This window comes from Bradyrhizobium sp. AUGA SZCCT0182 (genome assembly GCF_018130185.1).
In the GTDB taxonomy this organism is placed as follows: Bacteria; Pseudomonadota; Alphaproteobacteria; order Rhizobiales; family Xanthobacteraceae; genus Bradyrhizobium.
This window is the reverse complement of sequence record NZ_JAFCLY010000013.1, coordinates 104,129-125,460: the sequence shown is the minus strand read 5'-3', so window position 1 is coordinate 125,460 and position 21,332 is coordinate 104,129. Positions and strand designations below refer to the sequence as shown.

General features: G+C 63.5%; 17 protein-coding genes. 9 read left to right on the top strand and 8 right to left on the bottom strand.

Annotated features, from left to right (window positions below; translation table 11 throughout):
* Positions 1-62 precede the first annotated feature (62 nt).
* From JQ611_RS16325 to JQ611_RS16305, 5 genes are all read right to left on the bottom strand, one after another.
* On the bottom strand, positions 63-845 hold the full coding sequence (locus JQ611_RS16325) for an alpha/beta fold hydrolase (RefSeq protein ID WP_212465982.1): 783 nt from the start codon (positions 843-845) through the stop codon (positions 63-65).
* A 3-nt stretch (positions 846-848) separates the two neighbouring features.
* A complete protein-coding gene (locus JQ611_RS16320) occupies positions 849-2,144 on the bottom strand; it encodes an O-acetylhomoserine aminocarboxypropyltransferase (RefSeq protein WP_212465981.1) in 1,296 nt (431 codons plus the stop codon).
* Between the two features lie 49 nt (positions 2,145-2,193).
* The gene (pncB, locus tag JQ611_RS16315) at positions 2,194-3,498 is read right to left on the bottom strand and encodes a nicotinate phosphoribosyltransferase (protein ID WP_212265109.1); all 1,305 of its coding nucleotides are present in this window, start codon (positions 3,496-3,498) and stop codon (positions 2,194-2,196) included.
* A 62-nt stretch (positions 3,499-3,560) separates the two neighbouring features.
* Positions 3,561-7,106 (bottom strand): molybdopterin cofactor-binding domain-containing protein, encoded by a 3,546-nt coding sequence (locus JQ611_RS16310; RefSeq protein ID WP_212465980.1) that lies wholly within the window; start codon positions 7,104-7,106, stop codon positions 3,561-3,563.
* Positions 7,106-7,588 (bottom strand): (2Fe-2S)-binding protein, encoded by a 483-nt coding sequence (locus tag JQ611_RS16305; RefSeq protein ID WP_212265107.1) that lies wholly within the window; start codon positions 7,586-7,588, stop codon positions 7,106-7,108. Before JQ611_RS16305 ends, JQ611_RS16310 begins: the two co-directional genes overlap by 1 nt.
* A 308-nt stretch (positions 7,589-7,896) precedes the next feature.
* Between JQ611_RS16305 and JQ611_RS16300 the strand changes: the two genes are divergently transcribed.
* The 8 genes from JQ611_RS16300 (at position 7,897) to JQ611_RS16265 (ending at position 16,230) form a co-directional block, all read left to right on the top strand.
* Positions 7,897-9,345, top strand: a complete 1,449-nt coding sequence (locus tag JQ611_RS16300; protein WP_212465979.1) for a 6-hydroxynicotinate reductase — start codon at positions 7,897-7,899, stop codon at positions 9,343-9,345.
* Positions 9,342-10,250 carry a UPF0280 family protein gene (locus tag JQ611_RS16295; RefSeq protein WP_212465978.1) on the top strand — a complete coding sequence of 303 codons (909 nt, stop codon included), beginning with the start codon at positions 9,342-9,344 and terminating at the stop codon, positions 10,248-10,250. The genes JQ611_RS16300 and JQ611_RS16295 overlap by 4 nt, the downstream gene beginning before the upstream one ends.
* A 15-nt stretch (positions 10,251-10,265) precedes the next feature.
* Positions 10,266-10,850 (top strand): amino acid synthesis family protein, encoded by a 585-nt coding sequence (locus JQ611_RS16290; protein WP_212389076.1) that lies wholly within the window; start codon positions 10,266-10,268, stop codon positions 10,848-10,850.
* A 26-nt stretch (positions 10,851-10,876) separates the two neighbouring features.
* The gene (locus tag JQ611_RS16285) at positions 10,877-12,082 is read left to right on the top strand and encodes an ABC transporter substrate-binding protein (protein ID WP_212465977.1); all 1,206 of its coding nucleotides are present in this window, start codon (positions 10,877-10,879) and stop codon (positions 12,080-12,082) included.
* Positions 12,083-12,354: 272 nt separating this feature from the next.
* The gene (locus JQ611_RS16280; protein WP_212389078.1) at positions 12,355-14,253 is read left to right on the top strand and encodes an ABC transporter permease; all 1,899 of its coding nucleotides are present in this window, start codon (positions 12,355-12,357) and stop codon (positions 14,251-14,253) included.
* Entirely contained in the window at positions 14,250-15,041 is a 792-nt protein-coding gene (locus JQ611_RS16275) for an ABC transporter ATP-binding protein (protein WP_212265102.1), read from the top strand. The genes JQ611_RS16280 and JQ611_RS16275 overlap by 4 nt, the downstream gene beginning before the upstream one ends.
* Positions 15,038-15,742: an ABC transporter ATP-binding protein gene (locus tag JQ611_RS16270; RefSeq protein WP_192734877.1), complete on the top strand. Its 705-nt coding sequence runs from the start codon at positions 15,038-15,040 to the stop codon at positions 15,740-15,742. Before JQ611_RS16275 ends, JQ611_RS16270 begins: the two co-directional genes overlap by 4 nt.
* A gap of 32 nt (positions 15,743-15,774) precedes the next feature.
* The gene (locus tag JQ611_RS16265) at positions 15,775-16,230 is read left to right on the top strand and encodes a MarR family winged helix-turn-helix transcriptional regulator (protein WP_212265101.1); all 456 of its coding nucleotides are present in this window, start codon (positions 15,775-15,777) and stop codon (positions 16,228-16,230) included.
* A 49-nt stretch (positions 16,231-16,279) separates the two neighbouring features.
* Here the strand turns inward: JQ611_RS16265 and JQ611_RS16260 are convergent, their stop codons facing one another.
* Together JQ611_RS16260 and JQ611_RS16255 are read right to left on the bottom strand one after the other, a co-directional pair.
* Positions 16,280-16,867, bottom strand: coding sequence for a hypothetical protein (locus tag JQ611_RS16260; protein ID WP_249133215.1), 588 nt, complete (start codon positions 16,865-16,867; stop codon positions 16,280-16,282).
* An 83-nt stretch (positions 16,868-16,950) separates the two neighbouring features.
* Positions 16,951-18,351 (bottom strand): selenium-binding protein SBP56-related protein, encoded by a 1,401-nt coding sequence (locus tag JQ611_RS16255; protein ID WP_212389080.1) that lies wholly within the window; start codon positions 18,349-18,351, stop codon positions 16,951-16,953.
* A 349-nt stretch (positions 18,352-18,700) separates the two neighbouring features.
* Between JQ611_RS16255 and JQ611_RS16250 the strand changes: the two genes are divergently transcribed.
* Entirely contained in the window at positions 18,701-19,489 is a 789-nt protein-coding gene (locus tag JQ611_RS16250; RefSeq protein ID WP_212389081.1) for a DUF4239 domain-containing protein, read from the top strand.
* Between the two features lie 219 nt (positions 19,490-19,708).
* Here JQ611_RS16250 and JQ611_RS16245 read toward each other — a convergent pair whose 3' ends face one another.
* Positions 19,709-21,280 (bottom strand): winged helix-turn-helix domain-containing tetratricopeptide repeat protein, encoded by a 1,572-nt coding sequence (locus tag JQ611_RS16245; RefSeq protein WP_212265097.1) that lies wholly within the window; start codon positions 21,278-21,280, stop codon positions 19,709-19,711.
* Positions 21,281-21,332 lie beyond the last annotated feature (52 nt).

Sequence of the window (21,332 nt, the reverse complement as noted above, 5' to 3'; positions counted from 1 at the left end):
GCGCTTCGCGCCACCTTCTCCCACAAGGGGAGAAGGGAAGAAGCGACCTTCGTCAGAATAATTTACCCCCTCAACGCCGCCAGCAATTCATCCGGGGTTTCGGCCATCATCATGTGGCCGGCGCCGGGCAGCACCACGACGCGGGCGTTCGGCGTTGCCGCTGCCAGCGTCTTGCCGGCTTTTACGGGCGTCATCATATCGCGCTCGCCGAGAATGAACGTCGCTGGCACCTTGACCGCCGCTGCTGCCGCGAGCGCGCCCTCGTACGAATTGCAGGCGTTGAGATCGTTGTACAGCACACCCGGGCGGGTCTGCTGCAGCACCCGCTGCGCGCCCTGATGCATCCATAATCCCGGCGCCAGGCTGCCGCCGAGTTCGGCCTTGAAGCCGAGACCCCAGATCGAGACCATATCGATCGCATCGGGATTGTTGAACTCCGCGGCCTTGAGCAAATCGGGGCCGACGGTCATCGTTGCAGCGGTGCCGATCAGGCTGAGGCCAGAAACCTTGTCTGGATGCCGTGCCGAAGTTTCCAGCGCGATCAGGGACCCCATGGAATGCCCGACCAGTTTTGCCTTGGACGCGCCGGCCGCATCCAGCAGTGCCGCGGTCCAGTCGGCCATGTCTGATATCGTCGGCAAGGCGTTGCCGGACGACCGGCCATGGCCCGGCAGATCCGGCGCCAATACCGAGTAGCCGTGATGGGCGAACCACCGGCTGTGCAGCGCCCAGGTCGAATGATCAAAACCCGCGCCATGCAGCATCACCACCACGGGCAGCGACGGATCGAACGGACGCCCGCCAGTGGCAACGAAAATATCGGACCCTTTGACTGACAGTTGCATGGCTCACACCTTCTGCGATGCGCGAAGCGCCTGGCCGAGATCGTCGATGATGTCAGCCACGGCTTCAATGCCGACCGATAACCGCACCAGTTCCTCGCCGACGCCGGCGGCCTTGAGTTGCGCCGCGTCCATCTGTTGATGCGTGGTGCTGGCGGGATGGATCACCAGCGTCTTGGCGTCGCCGACATTGGCGAGGTGACTGACCATGCGCAGCGTCTCGATGAATTTCTTGCCCGCGGGCCTTCCGCCCTTGATGCCGAAGCTGACGATCGAACCGGCGCCCTTCGGCAGCAGCCGCAGCGCCAATTGATGGTCCGGATGATTTTCCAGCGCGGGATGCAGCACCCACTCCACCGCCTTGTTGGCCTTTAGGAATTCCAGCACCGCGAGCGTATTGCTCATATGCCGTTCCATGCGAACGCCCAGCGTCTCGACGCCCTGCAGCAGCTGGAACGCATTGGTCGGCGACAGGCACGCACCGAAATCGCGCAAGCCCTCGGTGCGGGCGCGCATGATGAAGGCGGCCTGGCCGAACTGCTCGTCGAAGACGATGCCGTGATAACCGGCGTAGGGCTCGGTCAGGACCGGGAACTTTCCGGAATCGTGCCAATCGAAATGGCCGCCATCGACGATGACGCCGCCGATTGCGATGCCGTGGCCGCCGATCCATTTGGTCGCCGAGTTCATCACGATGTCGGCGCCGAGTTCGATCGGCCGGCTGAGGAACGGCGTCGCAAAGGTGTTGTCGATCAACAGCGGAATTTTGGCGTCATGGGCGATCTGCGCGACATCAGGGATATCCAGCACTTCGAGGCCGGGATTGCCGATGGTCTCGCCGATGACAAGCTTTGTGTTCGGCTTGATGGCGTCGCGGAACTCGTCGAGCGCACGCGGTTTCACGAATGTCGTGGTGATGCCGAAGCGTGGCAGCGTGTGCGCGAGCAGATTGATGGTGCCGCCATAGAGCGAGGAGGACGCCACGATATGGTCGCCGGCATTGAGCAATGTGGCGATCGCCAGATGCAGCGCCGCCATGCCGCTCGCGGTGCAGATCGCACCGACGCCGGCTTCCAGCGCCGCAAGCCGCTCTTCGAGCACCGCGGTCGTCGGATTGGAAATGCGAGTGTAGATATGTCCGGCGCGTTCGAGGTTGAACAACGCGGCGGCATGGTCGGAATCCTGGAACACGTAGGACGTGGTCTGATAGATCGGCACCGCGCGGGCGCCGGTGACGGGATCCGGGCGCTGGCCGGCATGCAGGCTCAGGGTTTCAAAGGCAGGCGGCTTGGGTGCGGGCATGCGGGCCTCGTCAAATCGTTTGGGTAGCCAGGGATTGTGTGTTGCCGGTTCAGACGTGCACGGCGGCGCGGACGCGGCCGGCATTTCCGAATACGCGTATGTATCGCTCGACTTCGGACGGCGAGCCTGTCGCCTTTTCCGGATTGTCCGACAGTTTGACGGCCGGCCGTCCATCCACCGACGTTACCTTGCAGACGATCGAGATCGGATCGAGATCGGCCGATCCATCCGGCGCGCAGCCGACGAAATCATTGGTGAGGTTGGTGCCCCAGCCGAAGCTGACACGGACCCGTCCGGTAAAATGGCGATAGGTCTCTTCGATCGAGCCGACGTCCATGCCGTCGGAGAACACCAGCAGCTTCTCCCGGGGATCACGGCCCTTCTGCTTCCACCACGTGATGATGTCTTCGCCAGCCGCAATCGGCGGCGCGCTGTCGGGGCGAAAGCCGGTCCAGTCGGCGACCCATTCCGGCGCATCGCGCAGGAACGGCTTTGTGCCGAAGGCGTCGGGCAGGGCAATCAGCAAATTGCCGCCATAGGTATGGCGCCATTGATCGAGGATGCGATAGGGCGCCCAGCGCAGTTCCGTATCGTCATTCGCAAGGGCGGCTGCGACCATCGGCAATTCATGCGCATTGGTGCCGATCGCTTCGAGATCATTGTCCATGGCGAGCAGCACGTTGGAGGTGCCGGTGAAGGAGGAGCCGAGGCCTTCCTTGACCGCCTCGACGCACCAGCGTTGCCACAGAAAACCGTGACGGCGGCGGGTGCCGAAGTCGGACAACCGCAAGCCTTCCAATTTGCGCAGCCGCTCGACCTTGGTCCAGAGTTTTGCCTTGGCGCGGGCATAGAGCACGTCGAGCGCGAACCGCCCCTGGCCTTTCAGGGCCTGGCGTGAGCGCAGTTCGTTCAGGATCGCGAGCGCCGGGATTTCCCACATCGTGGTGTGGGTCCACGGCCCGTGGAAATGCAGTTCATACTGGCCGTCCACCTTGCGCAGCTCGTATTCGGGCAGGCGGAAATTGGCGAGCCAGTTGATGAAGTCCGGGGAGAACATCTGGGTCTTGCCGTAGAACGTATTACCGGCGAGCCAGATCAGTTCCTTCTTGGTGAAGCGGATGGAGCGGGCGTGGTCGAGTTGGGCGCGCAACTCGCCCTCATCGATGATCTCGGCCAGCCGCACATGCTTGCTGCGGTTGATCACCGAAAACGTCACCTGCTGATCCGGATAGAATTCCCGAATCATCTGCAGCATCAGCAGCTTGTAAAAGTCGGTATCCAGCAGGCTGCGCACGATTGGATCGAGCCGCCAGCCGTGGTTGTAGGTCCGGGATGCAATATCTGTGACTGCCATGCTGGAACTGTATCGTGGTCGCGACGGCCCAACCAGTGGGTTTTTGACGGCGGCATGGCAGCTCAGCGCGCCATTTCCTGCCGGATTCGCCCAACGGTTGCGTGGATATCGCGCCATCCCGGCCGATCCGGGGCAAATTGTCGCCGCAGGTAGGCGGCCAGCTCCGCAACCTGGCCGTCGGTCAGGCTGTCCTTGAAGGCGGGCATATAGCCGAGGTCGCTGGTCACGGGGGCTTTGATGCCGTGCAGGATCACCTGGATCAGATTGTCAGGCACCGCGCTGTGCAAATTGCTGTTCAGCGCCAGCGACGGCCGGCTGCCGAACAGGGGCGCGCCGCCGACCTCGTGGCAGACCGCGCAGGCGCCCTGGTAGATCCGTGCGCCGACGCTGGAAGCCGCAACAAGCCTGGTGCTGGTCGCGGCCTCGAGTTTGGCAGCGAGCGCGTCCTGTGCGGGCTTATCGGTAGCGGTCTCGTTGAACGAGCCGAGATAGACGGCCATGGCGCGGATGTCCTGATCGGGCAGCGCGGCGAGTTCCTTCACGACCGGTGCCATCGGTCCCGCGGCGACGCCGTGCAAGCGCGACTCGCCGGTTCGCAAATAGGCGTAGAGCTCATCCTCGCTCCAGGGGATCGGCGCTTGCGACAGCGACGTCAGGGCAGGGGCTTCCCAGCCTTCCGCGAAGCCGCCCGCGAGGTAAGCACTTTGCTTCTCTGCACCCAGCGCGTTGCGCGGCGAATGGCAGGCGCTGCAATGGCCGAGGCCTTCGACCAGATAGGCGCCGCGATTCCATATGTCGGATTTGCTCGCATCCGCCTGGAATGGTTTTGGTTGATGGAATAGCGCGTTCCATCCGGCCAGCAGCGGGCGGATGTTGAACGGGAACGCCAGCTTGTTTTCCGGATTTTCCGCGCGCACCGGCGATTGCGCCATTAGATAAGCATAGAGCGCCTGCAGGTCGGCATCGGTCGTCTTCGCGAAATGCGGATAGGGAAACGCAGGATAAAGATGCTTGCCATCGCGATGGATGCCTTCGCGCATGGATCGCTCGAAGGCGGGATAGGACCACGCGCCGATTCCGGTTTCGATATCGGGCGTGATGTTGGTGCTGTAGATGGTGCCGAACAGCGTTTCCAGCGGCCGGCCGCCGGCATTGAGCACGCCATTGATGCTGGTGTGGCAGACCGCGCAGTCGCCGAGCGCCGCGAGTTGCTGGCCGCGCGCGATGGTCGCCGCCGAATAGACCGACGCATCCGGCCGCGCGATCGGCGCGATCGCGCGCCACGGCAGCACGGCGGCGCCGACGCCGATCACCGCCGCGCATAACGCCGCCGCCGTCGCCAGCACGCCGCGCCGTCCGGCAAACGGGTTCTGCCATTTGGTGAGATCAGGTGCGGGCCGTGGCGCGGGCAACGCCTCCGGTACTGCCGGCGCTTCGCCGTGCAATCCCCGCAAAATTCGTTCGGGCGTGAACGGCAACTCGCGAAACCGCACACCGGTCGCATCATAGATCGCGTTGGCGATGGCCGCGGCGCTCGGGACCGAGGCGGATTCGCCGACGCCGAGCGGCGGCTGGTCCTGCCGCGGCAGCATCAGCACGTCAATCTTGGGCACGTCAGGGAATTTGATGATGGGGTAGGCGCCCCATTCGCGCGCCGTCACCTGTGCGCGGTCGAACGAGACTTCCTCCATCAGCGCGCGGCTGGTCGACTGGATCACGTTGCCGTGGATCTGGTGACGCACCCCTTCCGGGTTGATCATCAGTCCGGAATCCTGGCCCGCGACCACGCGGGTGACGCTGACATCGCCGGTCGCCTTGTTGACCGCGACGTCGGCGATCCATGCCGACCACGCCGCGCCATAGCCGGGGAATTTGCTGTGCACATAGAGCGCATAGGCAAAGCCACGGCCGCGCACGATGTCGCCCTCGGCTTCGGGCTCCTGTCGTACCGGCCGCGGCTTCCATCCCGCGCGCTCGGCCACCGCGTTGACGAGATCGACGGCCCGCGCGTCCTTCAGATAGCGCAGGCGGTATTCGATCGGATCGACGCCGGCCTCGGTGGCGAGCTCGTCGATGTAAGATTCATGCGCGAAAGTATTGGGCAGCGCCGAGACGCCGCGAAACCAGGAGGCACGCACGATCGGCGGCATGTCATGGGCCACCACGCGCATGTGATCGTAATCGTAAGGCGGGATCGCGGTGCGATCGCCCATTTCGAGCACGGCGGGCTCCGGTGCGATCCGCCCCGTGAGCAACAGTGCCAGCGTCGGCGCGCCGTTGGACGGATAACGCGTTGCGAAATCATATCCGGCGACGCTGCCGTCGGCGTTCAGCCCGCCACTGACGTCCATCAATTGCCCTGTGCCCTTCGGCTCCCAGGCGTGTTCCTGCTCGCGGGTCAACTGCACGCGGACGGGACGGCCGACCGCGCGCGACAGCAGCAGCGCGTCGGCGGTGACGTCGTCGGCGCAGTTGCGGCCATAGCAGCCGGCGGCCTCCATCCTGATGACATCGATTTCGGCCTCCGGCCGTTCGATCAGCAGCGCGAGGTCGACGCGCAGGATGTGCGGGTTCTGCGTGCCGGACCACACCCGGATCGCGCCGTCCTGATAGTCGGCGACCGCGCAGGACGGGCCGATCGAGCCGTGCATCTGATACGGCCAGACATAAGTCCGCGCCATCGGCTTGGCGGCGGACGCGATGGCGGCATCGACATCGCCCTTGTCGATCAGCGTCCTCGGCGTCGATGGATTGGCGCGCAGTGCCGTTTGGAGATCGTCGAGGTCAGGCAGGACAGGCACCGGCTTCCAGCTCACCTTGAGCTGCGCCGCCGCCTTGATCGCGTTCTCCTCACGCTCGGCGACTAAGCCAACGAAGTCGCCGATTCTGACCACGGCCACCAGCCCCGGAATATCGCGCACCGAGGCCTCATCAACCGCGATCAGGCTGGTGCCGACGAACGGACCGGCATCGATGCCCGCATAGGGCGGCCGCACGACGCGGCCGTGCAGCATGCCAGGCAAACGTATGTCGTGGACATAGACCAGTTCGCCGGTTGCCTTCGCCGGCAAGTCCACGCGGGGCACCGATTGCCCGACGACGGAATAGGCGCTGACGTCTTTCACCGGAACGTCGTCGGTGAGTTCGAGGCGAATGATATCCTCGGCTATCAATTCGCCATAGCTGACAGTGCGGTTGTCCTTGCCGCGGATCAATCCATCCTCAATCGAGAGATCCTCGATCGGCACCTCCAGCCGTTCCGCCGCACGCGCGACCAAAAATCGTCGAGCCTGCGCCGCGGCCTTGCGCAGCGGCACCGCCGTGATCTGGATGGTTTCGCTCGCGATCGTCGCGCCCTGGTTGGGTACAACAGAGGTATCGCCGAGCACGACCACGACGCGGGCAAAGGACACGTCGAGTTCCTCGGCGACGATCTGTCCGAGTGCGGTGCGGATTCCGGTGCCGAGATCGACATGGCCGTTATAGGCGGTGACCGAACCATCAGCTGTAATCTTGATGAAGGTTTCGAACGCGCCCGGCTCTGTCGGTCGGACGACAGACAGCGATCCCGGCGCTTCGCTGCTCGCTGGAGTGTCTGGCGTTGCCATCAGTCGCGGGCCCCGACGGCATGGCCCGCGGCCCGCATCGCGGCGCGGATGATTTCGATATGCGCGCCGCAGCGGCACAGATTGTAGCGTAGCGCCTCCAGCACGTCGGCCTCGGAAGGATGTGCGTTACGCGCGAGCAGCGCCTTGGTGCTGATGATCATGCCGTTCAGGCAGTAGCCGCATTGCGCGGCCTGCTCGCGGATGAAGGCCTCTTGAACCAGATCGGGGTGCTCGCGCGAGCCGAGGCCTTCGAGCGTCACAATGTCGCGCCCGGCGCAGCCTTCAATCGGGATCACACAGGAACGCGCCGCTTCGCCGTCGATCAGCACCGCGCAGGCGCCGCACTCGCCGAGCCCGCAGCCATATTTCGGTCCGTTCAAGGCGAGGTCGTTGCGCAGCACATAGAGCAGTGCGGTGTCGGGCGCGGCGTCGACATCGCAGCTTTTGCCGTTGACGGTCAGGCGCATCGTGCTCTGCGTCATGCTCTGCGCCTTGATCCCCAAGAAACCCTAAGTCCGGTTGCGCTGCAAAATATCGTGCGGAATGTCTTTCGAAGATACCGTTTGTATACAAACGTGCAAGCGGTGCGTTCCGCGAGCCAACTGCCGCCCACTTTATAAACAACGGCATGAGGCAAATGAGTTTTTATGCGGCAACCGCGCTTTTTCGCTGTTCCGCCCGCTTGACAGGGTCTCCGTCCGCGCGCAACATCGTTCGTGTACGAACAAAATGATCGTCTCGCGGGAATGCGGGTATGATCGGCGCCTCCCAGCGAGCAGGCTTGTTCACGATGACGGATACAACGACTGCCGGTGGCGACAAGATCCGCTGCGATGCCTGTCCGGTGATGTGCTACATCAAGCCGGGCGCGGCGGGCGCGTGCGATCGCTACGCCAATCACGACGGCGAACTGGTGCGCGTCGATCCGCATATCGTGCTGGAGCGAACGGTGTCGCATGGCGGACGGCTGGTGCCGTTCCAGGCCGGTGGCGGCGATTGGGACGGCAAGCTCGTCCGTGAATCCAATGTGTTTGTGACTGCGATCGGCGCCGGCACGACGTACCCCGATTACAAACCGGCCCCCTTCATCGTGTCGTCCGAGATCGACGGCGTCGACATGGTCACCGTCGTGACCGAAGGCATTTTCAGCTATTGCGGCGTCAAGGTGAAGATCGACACCGACCGCCATCTCGGGCCCGAGACCGCGACCGTCCGCGCGCAGGGCGAGGCGATCGGCCATGTCACGACAGGCGAATATGGCTCACAGATGCTTTCGCTCGGCGGCGTGCATCATCTCACCGGCGGTTCCAAGAAAGAAGGGCGCGTCACCTGCGACGCGCTGATGGACCTCTCCAATTGCAAGCCGGTCGAACTCACGATCGACGGCGGCGCCACCGTGGTGGTGCAGGCCGGGTATCCGCCTGTTGTCAACGGCGTCGCGGAAGAGCGGATGCGGGTCGGCTGCGGCTCGGCCACGATCGGCATGTTCGCCAAGCAATGGCACGGCAAGGTCGATGAGGTCGTTGTCGTGGACGACCACATCACGGGCGTTCTCTCGGAGCATCAGGCCGGCAAGCTGCTTGATATTCCCGATACCGGGATCAAGATGAAGGGCCGGCGCTCGACGCCGGGCCGTTATTTCCAGGTCGCCGAGCCCGGCACCGGCTGGGGCGGCACCAAAATTTCCGATCCGCTGTCCGTGCTGGGCCCGTTCAATCCGAAGGAGGCGCGGCCGGGCCTGACCATGCTGATGGTGTCCACCACCGGCGAGCATGCCGCCTATTACGTGCTCGACGAGGCGCTCAGGCCGGTTGAGACGCAAATGCCGCTCGATCTGAAACTCTCGGTCGAGCGTATCCAGGAAAATTGCGAGCCGGCGCTATGCACGGTGTTGTTCATGGGCGGCGCCGGTGGCTCGCTGCGAGCGGGTGTCACCGACAATCCGGTGCGGCTGACGCGGTCGGTCAAGGACGCGCTGACGCGGGTCACCAGCGGCGGCGCGCCTGTCTATGTCTGGCCGGGGGGCGGCATCACCTTCATGGTCGATGTCACGCAGATGCCGGCGGGGGCCTTTGGCTATGTTCCGACCCCGGCGCTGGTGGCGCCGATCGAGTTCACGCTGCGGCTTTCGGACTATGCTGCGCTCGGCGGCCACATGGATTATGTCCGGCCGCTGGCTTCGCTCAAGGACAACACCGAAGTTCGCCCGATGCCCTACATTCCGGGACGGCACGCATGAAACGCCTGCCGCAAATAGCGCTTCTTCCTGACGGCAAGCGGCTGCATTTGCAGGACGGGCCAATCGATCTGATCATCGAGGCCAAGGGGCAGGAGGCGGAGATCCGCGCCGCCTATGACGCCGCCGCGCGGCGCTTCACCCGTCTGCTCGATGAACTCTGCGAGGAATTGACGACGCTGCGCCAGGCGGCTGATCCTGTGCAGTGCACACTGAAAGGCATCGTCGCGCGCCGCATGCATGCGGCGGTGGCGCCGTTTGCGTCAGGTCATTTCATCACGCCGATGGCGGCGGTAGCGGGCTCGGTTGCGGAAGAGATTCTCGGCGCGATGCTGGGCGCGGCGCGTCTCGATCGCGCCTATGTCAATAATGGCGGTGACATCGCGCTGCATCTGACCGGCGGCGAACAATTCAGCGTCGGCCTGATGGACCGGCCGGACCGCCACGGCCTGATGCGCACGATGATCGTCGATGCCGACGATCCGGTCCGGGGCGTCGCGACCAGTGGGCGGCATGGTCGCAGCTTCTCGCTCGGCATTGCCGACGCCGTCACCGTGCTGGCGCGAACGGCCTCAACTGCCGATGCCGCCGCCACCATCATCGCCAATGCCGTGGATCTGCCCGGTCATCCCGCGATTGTCCGCTGCCCGGCCAATGAATTGCAGCCCGACAGCGACCTCGGTCTGCGCCTCGTCACCCGCGACGTCGGGCCGTTGACCGAAGGCGATGTAGAAGCCGCGCTGGAGGCGGGGGCTCTTCGCGCGCAACAATTGTTCGCAGCCGGGTTGATCGAAGGCGCGGCGTTACGCCTGCTTGGCGAAACGCTCGTGGTCGGAACTACTGGTGGCCAGGCGCCTGCGTTGCATGCCCATCACGGAAGCGCGATAGAAAGTGCAGTTCATGCTTGAGTGGGAAAAAGGCCAATGAGCGCCATCATTCGCAAGATCGTCACGGTGGTCGAGGAAACCCATCTGGAGATGGGAAAGACGATCGCGCCGCCGACGCGGCGTGCCGCGGCGATTGCCGTCATCGAAAATCCGTTCGCCGGAAAATATGTCGAGGATCTTTCGCCGCTGATCGCGATCGGCGAGGAACTTGGCGAACTGTTGTCGAAGCGCGCGGTGGCGGCGCTTGGGATCGACGGCGCCAAGGCGCAGAGTTACGGCAAGGCCGCAGCGGTCGGCGAAAACGGTGAGCTCGAACACGCGGCCGCGATCCTGCACCCGAAGATGGGCGCGCCGGTGCGCAAGGTGCTGAGCAAGGGCGCGGCGCTGATCCCGTCGTCGAAGAAGCGCGGCGGTCCGGGCACCACGCTGGATATTCCGCTCGGCCACAAGGACGCGGCCTTCGTGCGCAGCCATTTCGACGGCATGGAAGTGCAGATCAACGACGCGCCGCGCGCCAACGAGATCATGGTCGCGGTTGCCGTCACCGACAGCGGCCGGCCACTGCCGCGGGTCGGTGGATTGACGGTTGCTGAAGTCAAGGGCGAGGACGGACTAAGATAATTTCATCAACATTGGAGGGTGAGGGTATGCGACGAAGTTATTTGCTGGGAGCGGGATTGGCGATCGCGGTTGCGGGCATGGCGAGTTCAGCTCTGGCGCAGAGCGGAGAGATCAAGATCGGCGAGATCAACAGCTATTCGCTGCTGCCCGCCTTCACCGAACCCTACCGCAAGGGCTGGCAGCTCGCGGTTGAGGAAGTCAACGCCGCCGGCGGCATCAATGGCAAGAAGCTCGTGGTCGTCTCCAAGGACGACGGCGGCAAGCCGGCCGACGCCACCACCGCCGCTAACGAACTGGTGTCGAGCGAGAACGTCGCGATGCTGACCGGCACCTTCCTGTCCAACATCGGCCTTGCCGTCAGCGATTTTGCAAATCAGAAGAAGGTGTTCTTTCTCGCGGCAGAGCCGCTGACCGACGCCATCACCTGGTCGAAGGGCAACCGCTACACGTTCCGCCTGCGTCCTTCCAACTACATGCAGGCGGCGATGCTGGTGGAAGAAGCCGCCAAGCTGCCGGCCAAACGCTGGGCCACGATCGCGCCGAACTATGAATACGGCCAGTCGGCTGTTGCCGTGTTCAAGAAGCTGATGTCGGAAAAGCGCCCCGATATCGTGTGGGTCGACGAGCAGTGGCCGCCGCAGGGCAAGATCGACGCGGGTCCGGTGGTGCAGGCCGTTGCCGCCGCCAATCCCGAGGCGATCCTCAACGTCACCTTCGGCGCGGACCTCGTCAAACTCGTCCGCGAGGGCAATACGCGAGGCCTGTTCAAGGGGCGCTCGGTGGTGTCCTTCCTCACGGGCGAGCCGGAATATCTCGATCCGCTGAAGGACGAAACGCCGGAGGGATGGATCGTCACCGGTTACCCCTGGTACGACATCAAGACGCCTGATCACGACAAGTTCCTGAAAGCCTATCAGGCCAAGTTCAACGACTATCCGCGCCTCGGCTCGATCGTCGGCTACCAGACGATCAAGGCGGCTGCAGCGATCCTTGCCAAAGCCAACTCCACCGATCCGGAGAAGCTGATCGCCGCGACCGAAGGGCTGTCGATGCCGTCACCGTTCGGCGAAATCACCTTCCGCAAGATCGATCACCAGTCGACGCTCGGTGCTTACGTCGGCAAGACCGCGCTGAAGGACGGCAAGGGCGTGATGGTGAACTCGGTCTATCGCAAGGGCACGGATTATCTCCCGAGCGATGCCGAAGTCGAAAAGCTTCGCCCGAAGGATTGAGGGCTGTGATCTTCTCCTTCTCCCCGCTCTTCGCGGGGTCGAGACGAGCGAAGCTCGCTCTTAGAGGGCAGGGGTGAGGGGCTCTCACCGCGAGTCTTGTGCTCGTGGTTAGTGCGTAAGGGTGGGGTAGCCGCAGGCGTAACCCATCACCTCGCGCGGCAGAATGGCGGGTTACGCTACGCTAACCCGCCCTACGAATCCCAAACCTCTCCCCGCAAGCGGGGCGAGGTAGGCAAGAACGACCTAACCAACGCGCGAGCAACAGACCGCCCATGGCCTTCTACTTCGTTCAGTTCCTGACCGGTCTCGCCAGCGCGGCGTCGCTGTTTCTGGTCGCGTCGGGCCTGTCGATCATCTTCGGCGTGACGCGGATCGTGAATTTCGCCCATGGCGCGTTCTACATGCTCGGCGCCTATGTCGCGTTCACGTTGACCGAGCGTTTCTCCGGCGCGCTCGGCTTCTGGGGCGGCATCGTCGTCGCGGCGCTGGTCGTGGCCGTGGTCGGCGTGATCGTCGAAATGGTGCTGCTGCGGCGGATCTATCACGCGCCGGAGCTGTTCCAGCTGCTCGCGACTTTCGGCCTGACCCTGATGGTCGAGGACCTCGTGGTGCTGATCTGGGGGCCTGATGATCTCCTCGGCCGCCGCGCGCCGGGCTTCAAGGGCGCGGTCGATTTCTTCGGCCAGAACATTCCGACCTACGATTTGTTCCTGATCGCGATCAGTCCAATCGTGCTCGGCGGGCTCTGGCTGCTGTTCCAGCGTACCCGCTGGGGTGTGCTGGTGCGCGCGGCGACGCAGGACCGTGACATGGTCGCAGCGCTGGGCGTCAACCAAAAATGGCTGTTCACCAGCGTGTTCGCGCTCGGCGTCTTTCTCGCCGCGCTGGGCGGCGCGCTGCAGATTCCTCGCGACGCGGTGCATCACGCGCTCGATCTGCGGATCATCGTCGACGTGTTCGTCGTGGTTGTCATCGGCGGGCTCGGCAGCATCATCGGCGCGTTCGTGGCCGCGGTGCTGGTCTCGGAGCTCAACGCCTTCGGGATTTTGATATTCCCGAAGATTTCGATCATCCTGGTATTCCTGGTCATGGCGGTGGTGCTGATCGTTCGTCCCTGGGGCCTGTTCGGCAAGCCGGAAGCCGCCGCGCGTCGTACGCCGGGGCTATCAGTCAATCCCTGGCGGCCGCTGACGACAAACGAGCGCTGGCTGGCGATCGCCGGACTTGCGGTTGCGGCGATGCTGCCGCTATTCGCCGGCAATTATGCGCTCACCGTCGGTTCGGAAATCGCGATCTTCGTGATCTTTGCCGCCAGCCTGCATTTCCTGATGTCGGTCGGCGGGCTCGCCTCGTTCGGCCATGCCGCCTATTTCGGGCTTGGCGCCTACGGCGTCGCATTCCTTGCCAAGATGGCGGGGCTACCGATGATCGTGTCGCTGCTCGTCGGCCCGCTGCTCGGTCTGGTCGGTGCTGCCATCTTCGGCTTCTTCGCCGTGCAATTGTCCGGCGTCTATTTCGCGATGTTGACGCTGGCGTTCGCGCAGATCGTCTGGTCGATCGCGTTCCAGTGGGTCACGGTGACCGGCGGCGACAACGGCATTTTGGGCGTCTGGCCGGAGAAATGGGCGGCGGGTCCGGCGAGTTTTTACTGGCTGTCGCTGGGCATCGCCGCGATCGCGGTGGCCATATTGCGGGTGATCGTGTTCTCGCCGTTCGGTTTCGCGCTGCGCGCGACGCGGGATTCGCTGCTCCGCAGTGAGGCCATCGGCATCAACGGCAAACGCGTGCAATGGACCGCCTTTGTGATCGCAGGCACGGTCGCCGGATTTGCCGGCGCGTTGTTCGCGTACCTGAAAGGCAGCGTGTTCCCCGACAGCCTCGGCATTTCGCTGTCGGTCGATGCGCTGGTGATGGTGCTGCTCGGCGGCGTCGAGACTGTCTCCGGCGCCGTGGTCGGCGCCATCGTTTTCAAGGCGCTCAACATCTGGCTGGTGAGCCAGACCGATTTGTCCAAGCTTGTGCTCGGCGGCTTCGTCGTGCTGATCGTGGTGGCCTTCCCCAAAGGCATCGTTGGGGTGCTGGAGACGATCCGCAATCGCCGCAAGTCTTCAACGTCTGAATCATCGTCTAAGTCGTCCTTGGCCACTTCCCGGATCGAGACCGCCGAATGAGCATGGTCCCCACATTGCTGTCGGTCGAGAACCTGAGCAAATCCTATGGCGGGGTTCACGCCGTGCGCAGCGTTTCGTTTGCGCTGCGCGCCGGTGAAATCCTGGCGTTGATCGGGCCCAATGGCGCAGGCAAGAGCACCTGTTTCGACATGCTCAACGGCCAGAACATCCCCGACAGCGGCCGGATCAATCTGCTCGGCGAAGACACCGTCGGCAAAAAGCCGCGCCAGGTCTGGCGGCTCGGTGTCGGTCGCACTTTCCAGATCACCGCGACGTTCCCGACCATGACCGTGCGCGAGAACGTGCAGGTCGCGCTGGTGTCGTACGGGCGGCAATTATTCAATCTCTGGGGCTCGACGGCGCGTTACGCCCGCGAGGAAGCCGGCCGGTTGCTCGACCTCGTCGGCATGGGCGCCTATGCCGGGCGTCCCTGCGGCGAGCTTGCCTATGGCGACCTGAAGCGGCTCGAACTCGCAATCGCGCTCGCCAACCAGCCAAAGCTTCTGTTGATGGACGAGCCGACCGCGGGCATGGCGCCGCGCGAGCGCATCGAACTGATGCGGCTCACCGCGCAGATCGCCCGTGAAAAGTCGATCGGCGTGCTCTTCACCGAACACGACATGGACGTGGTGTTCGAGCATGCCGACCGCATTCTCGTGCTCAACCGCGGCAGCCTGATTGCCGAGGGCACGCCGGAGCAGGTCCGCGGCAACCCGCAGGTTCGCGCGATCTATCTCGGCGAGGGCCTGGTCTATGATTCGCGCCACCGCGAGGGAGCCGGCGCATGAAGCTCTCGGTTCAGGACCTCAACAGCTATTATGGCCCGGCGCATATCCTGTTCGATATCGCGCTTGAGGTTGGCGAAGGCGAGGTCGTCGCGCTGCTCGGCCGCAACGGCGCCGGCAAGTCCACCACCTTCCGTTCCATCGTCGGTCTCGTCCAGCAGCGCTCCGGCCGTATCCTGTTCGAAGGCAGGGACGTCTCCACCGAACCGACGCATGCGATCGTGCGCGGTGGGCTCGGCTACGTGCCGGAAGAGCGGCGCATCTTCACGGATCTGACGGTCGAGGAAAATCTCGAAGTCGGCCGCCAGCCCAAGCGTCCCAATGCGCCGCATTGGACCCGCGAAAAGCTATTCACGCTGTTTCCGAACCTTGGCGAGATGCGCGGGCGTCCTGGCGGGCGTATGAGCGGCGGCGAACAGCAGATGCTGACGATCGCGCGGACGCTGATGGGCAATCCATCCCTCGTGCTGCTCGACGAACCATCGGAAGGCCTGTCGCCGAAGATCGTGGAGCAGATGGTCGACGCCATCTTGGCCATGAAGAAGGAGGGCGTCAGCATCCTCGTCTCCGAACAGAATTTGCATTTCGCCCGGCTGATCTGCGACCGCGCCTACATCATCGAGCGCGGCAAGATCTGCTACGGCGGCACGATGGCTGAACTCGACGCGCGTCCGGACATCCGCGACGCGCATCTGTCGCTGTGACCGGCGGCGGCAAACAAGAAGAGAGAGTGCAGATGGGCAGGAGTGTTTCGGCGAAACGGAGCGTCAAGCCTGCGCGGCCGTCCTACATTCTGGACGAGCAGGTCGGCTTCATCCTGCGCCAGGTCTGGCAACGCCATTCGACGATTTTCGCCCGCGAGATCGGCATCAATCTGACCCCGACGCAATGGGCAGCTGTTTCGAAGCTGGCCGAGACCGGTCCGTGCTCGCAAAATCTCCTGGGCCGGCTGACCGCGATGGACGTTGCCACCATCAAGGGCGTGATCGACCGCCTTACGGCGCGCGGCCTGACCGAGACCAGCCCGGATCCGGAGGACGGCCGCCGCCTGCTGGTGAGTCTCACGCGGGCGGGGCAACAGCTCGCCGAAAAGGCCGCGCCCAATGCGCTCGCGATCACCCGGGAAACCCTGGCGCCGCTCGACGCCAAGGAGCGCGAGACGCTGATCGCGCTGCTGGACAAGCTGCGCTGACGCGGAGGCGTGCCTTAGTCAGAATCGCAGTGACGCCGCAGCGTTCGCGCTACGCCGCAAGGCTGAGCACCAGTGCAACCGCTCCGACCAGGATGAGGCTGACGGCCCATGACGTATCCAGATTGAACCAGCTCCGCGATACGAATTTGAGGCCGAGATAACGGTACACCAGCCACGCCAGGCATCCGCCGGCGGCAATCATCGCGATGGCGTGGACGACGGCGACCAGCCCGGCCATACCGAGATTGGCGTTGATGAGGCTCAAAGCTGCCTCGTGGCCCTTGTCGAGGTCGGCCTCGCGGCAGAGCCCGAGATAGATCGGCACCAGCATCAACCCCGCGCCGTGCGCGATTGCCACGGCAAAGGACCACAGACCCAGTTGCGTCGGCCGTATCCGCGCCAACGCTCTTGGATGGCGCCGATCGACAAGGCGAAAGATACCGAACCCGATGACAAGGAGGCTGGCGCCGATCTGGATCTGGCGCTGCCATTCGACGAGGTTGACCAGCAGCGCGAAGGGTAGGAGCACCAGCAGCATCGCGAGCAGATGGCCGGCTGTCAGCGGCACCAGCGCGGCGCCGAGCGCACGCGTCGTCCTTTCCATTAATCCGGCGGATACGGCGAGCGGCCATCCCATTCCCGGATTTACTCCGTGGTAGAGGCCGCTCGCGATGACAGCCAGCCAGAGCCAAGCCGGTGTCCAATCCACCGTGCTCACATTCAAGCCGACGGGTAGCAGAATGAATCGGTCGAACAGTCTCCACCATCGAGCCTGATCTGATGCGCGCGGTATCCGTCGGGGAAGCTCACGCAAAAGTCCTTTGCCAGTTCGAGGCCGCCTTTCGGGCTTGCATTGGCCATCACCTCGACGCCCGGAATTCCGCTGGGATAAAATTGGTCGTCCCAGGTCGAGTAGAGCGAGTTGGTCCAGTAGACGCGTTTGCCGTCGCGGCTGATCTCGACCATCTGGGGGCCGCCGGCATACGCCTTGCCATTCGGATGAGGCGTGCGGCGTGCGATGCCGCCGAGGTGGACCGATCCGGCAAGCTTGGGCTTTCTGGGATCGCTGACATCGTATTGACGCATCTCGCCAGTGCCCCAGCAAGCGACGTAAAGAAATCTGTCATCCATCGACAGGTCGATGTCAGTCACCAGCGGCGGCACGGCGCCAAAGCCCTGCAGCAGCGGCGGCAATTGCTCCTTCGATGCAGGCTCGGGCGGGATCGTCGCCGTTTTCTCGATGTGAAACTTGCCGCCCTCGCGCCACCAGGTCCAGATCGAACCTTCCAGATTCGTGGTGTCGACCACGACGCCGACGAAGCCGTACTCTTTGATGGGATCATGCGCGGGACGCACTTCCAGCGCCATTTGATGGTTGGCGCCGAGATCGATGGTCTGGACGTTTCGCCGGGCCCGCAGGTCCCAGAAGTGGATTCGATGGCCGTATTTGTTCGAGAGCAGATCCTCCGGCACGATTCCGTTCTCGAACTGCGGCGGCAGCGCCCACTCGCTGCTCACCATGTAGTCGCGGGGCAGGTTCCACCAGAAATCATAGTGCTTCTCTTGAGGACCGCGATCGATTTCCCAGCGTCCGAGCACTTCGAATGTCTCGCAATCCATGATGAAGATGCCGGGCGGTCCATCGGTGCCGTCCTTGCCGCCGCCGCCGAGCGTAGAAACGTAAATGCCATCCGGCCCGCAATGGATCGTGTGCGGCCGCGAGTATCCGGTCTTTTTGAAGACCTCTTCGGGCTCGATGATTTTGTGAATCTTCGCCTGGGTCGGATCTGGTTTGGTATCGACGATGTAGATCCGGGAGGACCGCATACCGGGGATGATGAGATAGCGGCGCTCGAGAAAGGCGTGTCCGGTGAGCGGCGACAAGGCTGATGAGCAGGCGTTCCATCCGAAATGGTGAAACTCGTCGCCCTTGTTGGGCATCGTCACGGTGTGGACGACCTGACCGAAACGCGGAGAGCCGGGCTTGACGTCGATCACGGCAAGCGCGTCGGGCTTTGAAAAGTCCGGGCTGAGCAGCAATGTGTAGACGAAGTTCTCAGGCGGAGCTTCCATCGCAAGCTTCGGCGACGCGTGAAACGTGGGGTCTGGTCTCATCGTCATCGGACTGCCTCCCTGTTTGCCTTGGTCAGTACCAACATGGCTCAGCGGCATGCAGCAGAACTAACCCGGCTCGTTGAGTCCTCTTGACTGTGCCGCCGGCGGGGTTCGCTTGTAGTGATCATACACCTCAATGCTATCAGGTGAAAGAAACGATCCGGGCTCCGATCCCGCGGCGACCGGGAAGCCGCACGGCCCGCGCCCGCCATCTCGAGACAAATGCCGGCGTCGCTCAACGCCAGGGAGCGCGAGATGCTGACGGATTTGTTGAACGAGATGCGGTGATTGCGGGTAGGGCGGGAATTTCACATAGTTGCGTCGGGTTGGATCCGGACACGGGGCGGGAAGCGCAATGAGCGACTGGTTGCACAATCTGCCTGTGCCAGTGATGGCGCTTTCCATCTTTGCCTTCACCTATCTGCTCGCCATCATGATCTTCGCAGCGGTTGCGGCACTCGCGACGGGAGAACGCGCAAAATCATTCCAGGCGATTTCGCCGGGCATGCTGCCGGTGCTGGGCATCATCTTCGGCCTGTTCGTCGCCTTCACCGCCGCCCAGGTCTGGAGCGACAATGATCGCGCCAGTACCGCGGTGAGCCGTGAAGCGAGCGCGCTGCGGGCCATCGTGCTGCTCGCCGCCGGCCTGCCGCCCGAACAGGAGGGCCGGGTGCGCGATCTCGTTCGCGGCTATATCGAGCAAACCGCCAAGGTTGAATGGCCGATGATGGCGGGGCAGACAGCCTCGCTGAGGCCAGCTCCTCCCGCGCTCACCGAGGCGCTGCAACTCGTTGTCTCGATGTCGCCGCAGGGCGCGGGCCAGCAGACCGCACAGCGCGAGATCATCAGCGCATTGGGAACAGCGCTGGATGCGCGCCGGCAGCGGATCATCATCAGCCAGGCCGAAGTCAATCCGGTTAAATGGTGGAGCCTGTATTTGCAGGCGATTTGCGAGCTCTTCGTGATCGCGCTCGTTCACTGCGGTAACCGGCTGGCATCGGGGATTGCGATGGCGCTGTTCGCGACCGGGGTCGCCGCCTCGGTGCTGCTAATCGCTGCGCACGACCGGCCATTCACCGGTCAAATTTCGGTCGGACCGGAGCCGCTTCTGCAGATCATGCCGGATGCGTCGACGGGCCGGTGAGCGCTGTATTCTGCGAGCGGGAGATCAAACGAGGCCCGGAGTGCCTAGGAGTCCGGGCCTCGTGATCAAACAACCCCTGGACATCGGTGTGATGACCGAAGTCCATCCCCCAGCTGTTCGCGAACGTTTTATAGGCAATGTCGCTTAAGGTGACTAACCCGGAGAACTACGGGGGGCGTCGGTTCAATCGCCACAAGTGTGGGCACGCTTGCGCTTGCGTCAATCGGGAACACCGGCGCGGCGTAGCCCTTCGTAATAATGCTCGAACTTCTCGCGCCTGCTGATCGGATAGCGGCGAATGTGCCGGCTTATTGAGAATTGCGGATCGAGCCCGAGCAGCGTTTCCGCGGCCATCTTCGCTTCTGCGTCTCTGCCAGTCGAGGCTGCGCTCGAAGCAAGAGCGGCCCAACCGGGCACATAGTTCGGATTGTGCTGCACGGCTCGATGGGCCCAGTCATGTGCCGCTTCGAGGTTTCCACCGACATGGTTTGCCACCGCCAACGCCTGAAAGATCGCGTAACCACGGGAATCCCGCGGGCTGAGGCGTCTCGCATGGTTGAGGTGCTTGATGGCAAGTTCGGTATCGTCAGCCCGTGTTCTGACAATGCCGCTTTGCAGGTAGGCGTGCGCGTGGTTTGGGTTTACGGACAGCGCCTCGTCGATATAGGCGATACCTTTCGCAAGGTCATGAGCGAACCAGGCAAAGCAATGACCGGCAGTGCCGAGCATGACCGGATCGAGGCGGTCAGCGCGAAGACCACGTTCGACGAGATCGAGAACCTCGGCACGTTCTCTGGCCTCGTCAACAGTCCAACCTTGCGTATACGTCTGTATGTAAGTGCGTGCCGCCAGCGCGTAGGCCGGAGTAAACGTCGGATCAAGTGTGATCGCCTGGAGGCAGTTGCTCAACATGGCCTGAACCGCGCCACGCGTGAATGCATCGGTCAGCGCCAGGGCGCGCAGATAGTAGTCGTAGGCGCCCAAATTCTCGGGCCGCTTTCGCCGCGTGCGCTCGATTTCAGCAAGCTGGATTGTGGGTTCCAGAATGCCCACCACCGCCTCGGTGATCCGGTCCTGCAAATCGAACAGGTCTTCCGCTTCGCCATCGTACTTTTCGCCCCACACATAGTTGCCGGTGGCCGTATCGACGAGCTGCGCAGTGAACCGGACTCGGCTACTGACTCGCCTGACGCTCCCCTCCAATACATACCGTACGCCAAGCTCGCGCCCGACCTGGCGGACATCCACAGCACGACCCTTGTACGTGAAGCTTGAGTTACGAGCGATTACGAACAGCCAGCGGTGCCGCGAAAGCCCCGTCAATATGTCCTCGGCCATGCCGTCAGCGAAGTATTCCTGCTCCGGGTCGCCGCTCATGTTCTGAAACGGCAGTACCGCGATGGACGGTTTGTCGGGAAGCGCAAGGGCGGCCTTCGACGGTTCTACCGGGATGTCGGCAATTGCCCCGCCTGCGGGCGGCTGCGTTTCCAGCACGGGACCAACAAAACGGAAGCCCTTGCGCGGCAGGGTCTTGATGAGGCGTTGTTCATGCCCGGTATCGCCGATCAGGCCGCGGGCGATATTAAGGCGGGTCGTCAGTGCTGCATCGGATACGATACGCCCGTTCCAAATGGCGCTGATGAGGTCATCCTTGCTGACCACGCGCTCCCTGTTGCGGATCAGGTAATCGAGCAGGTCGAATACCTGCGGCGCGATGGCGACGACGTCCGCCCCGCGCCATAGCTCGCGCCGGTCGGTGTCAAATGCGAACTCCCCGAAAAGATAGCGCAAACTGCCATTCCCTTGGGACAGCTCCCATCGTCAATCGGGAGCTCCGGCACCG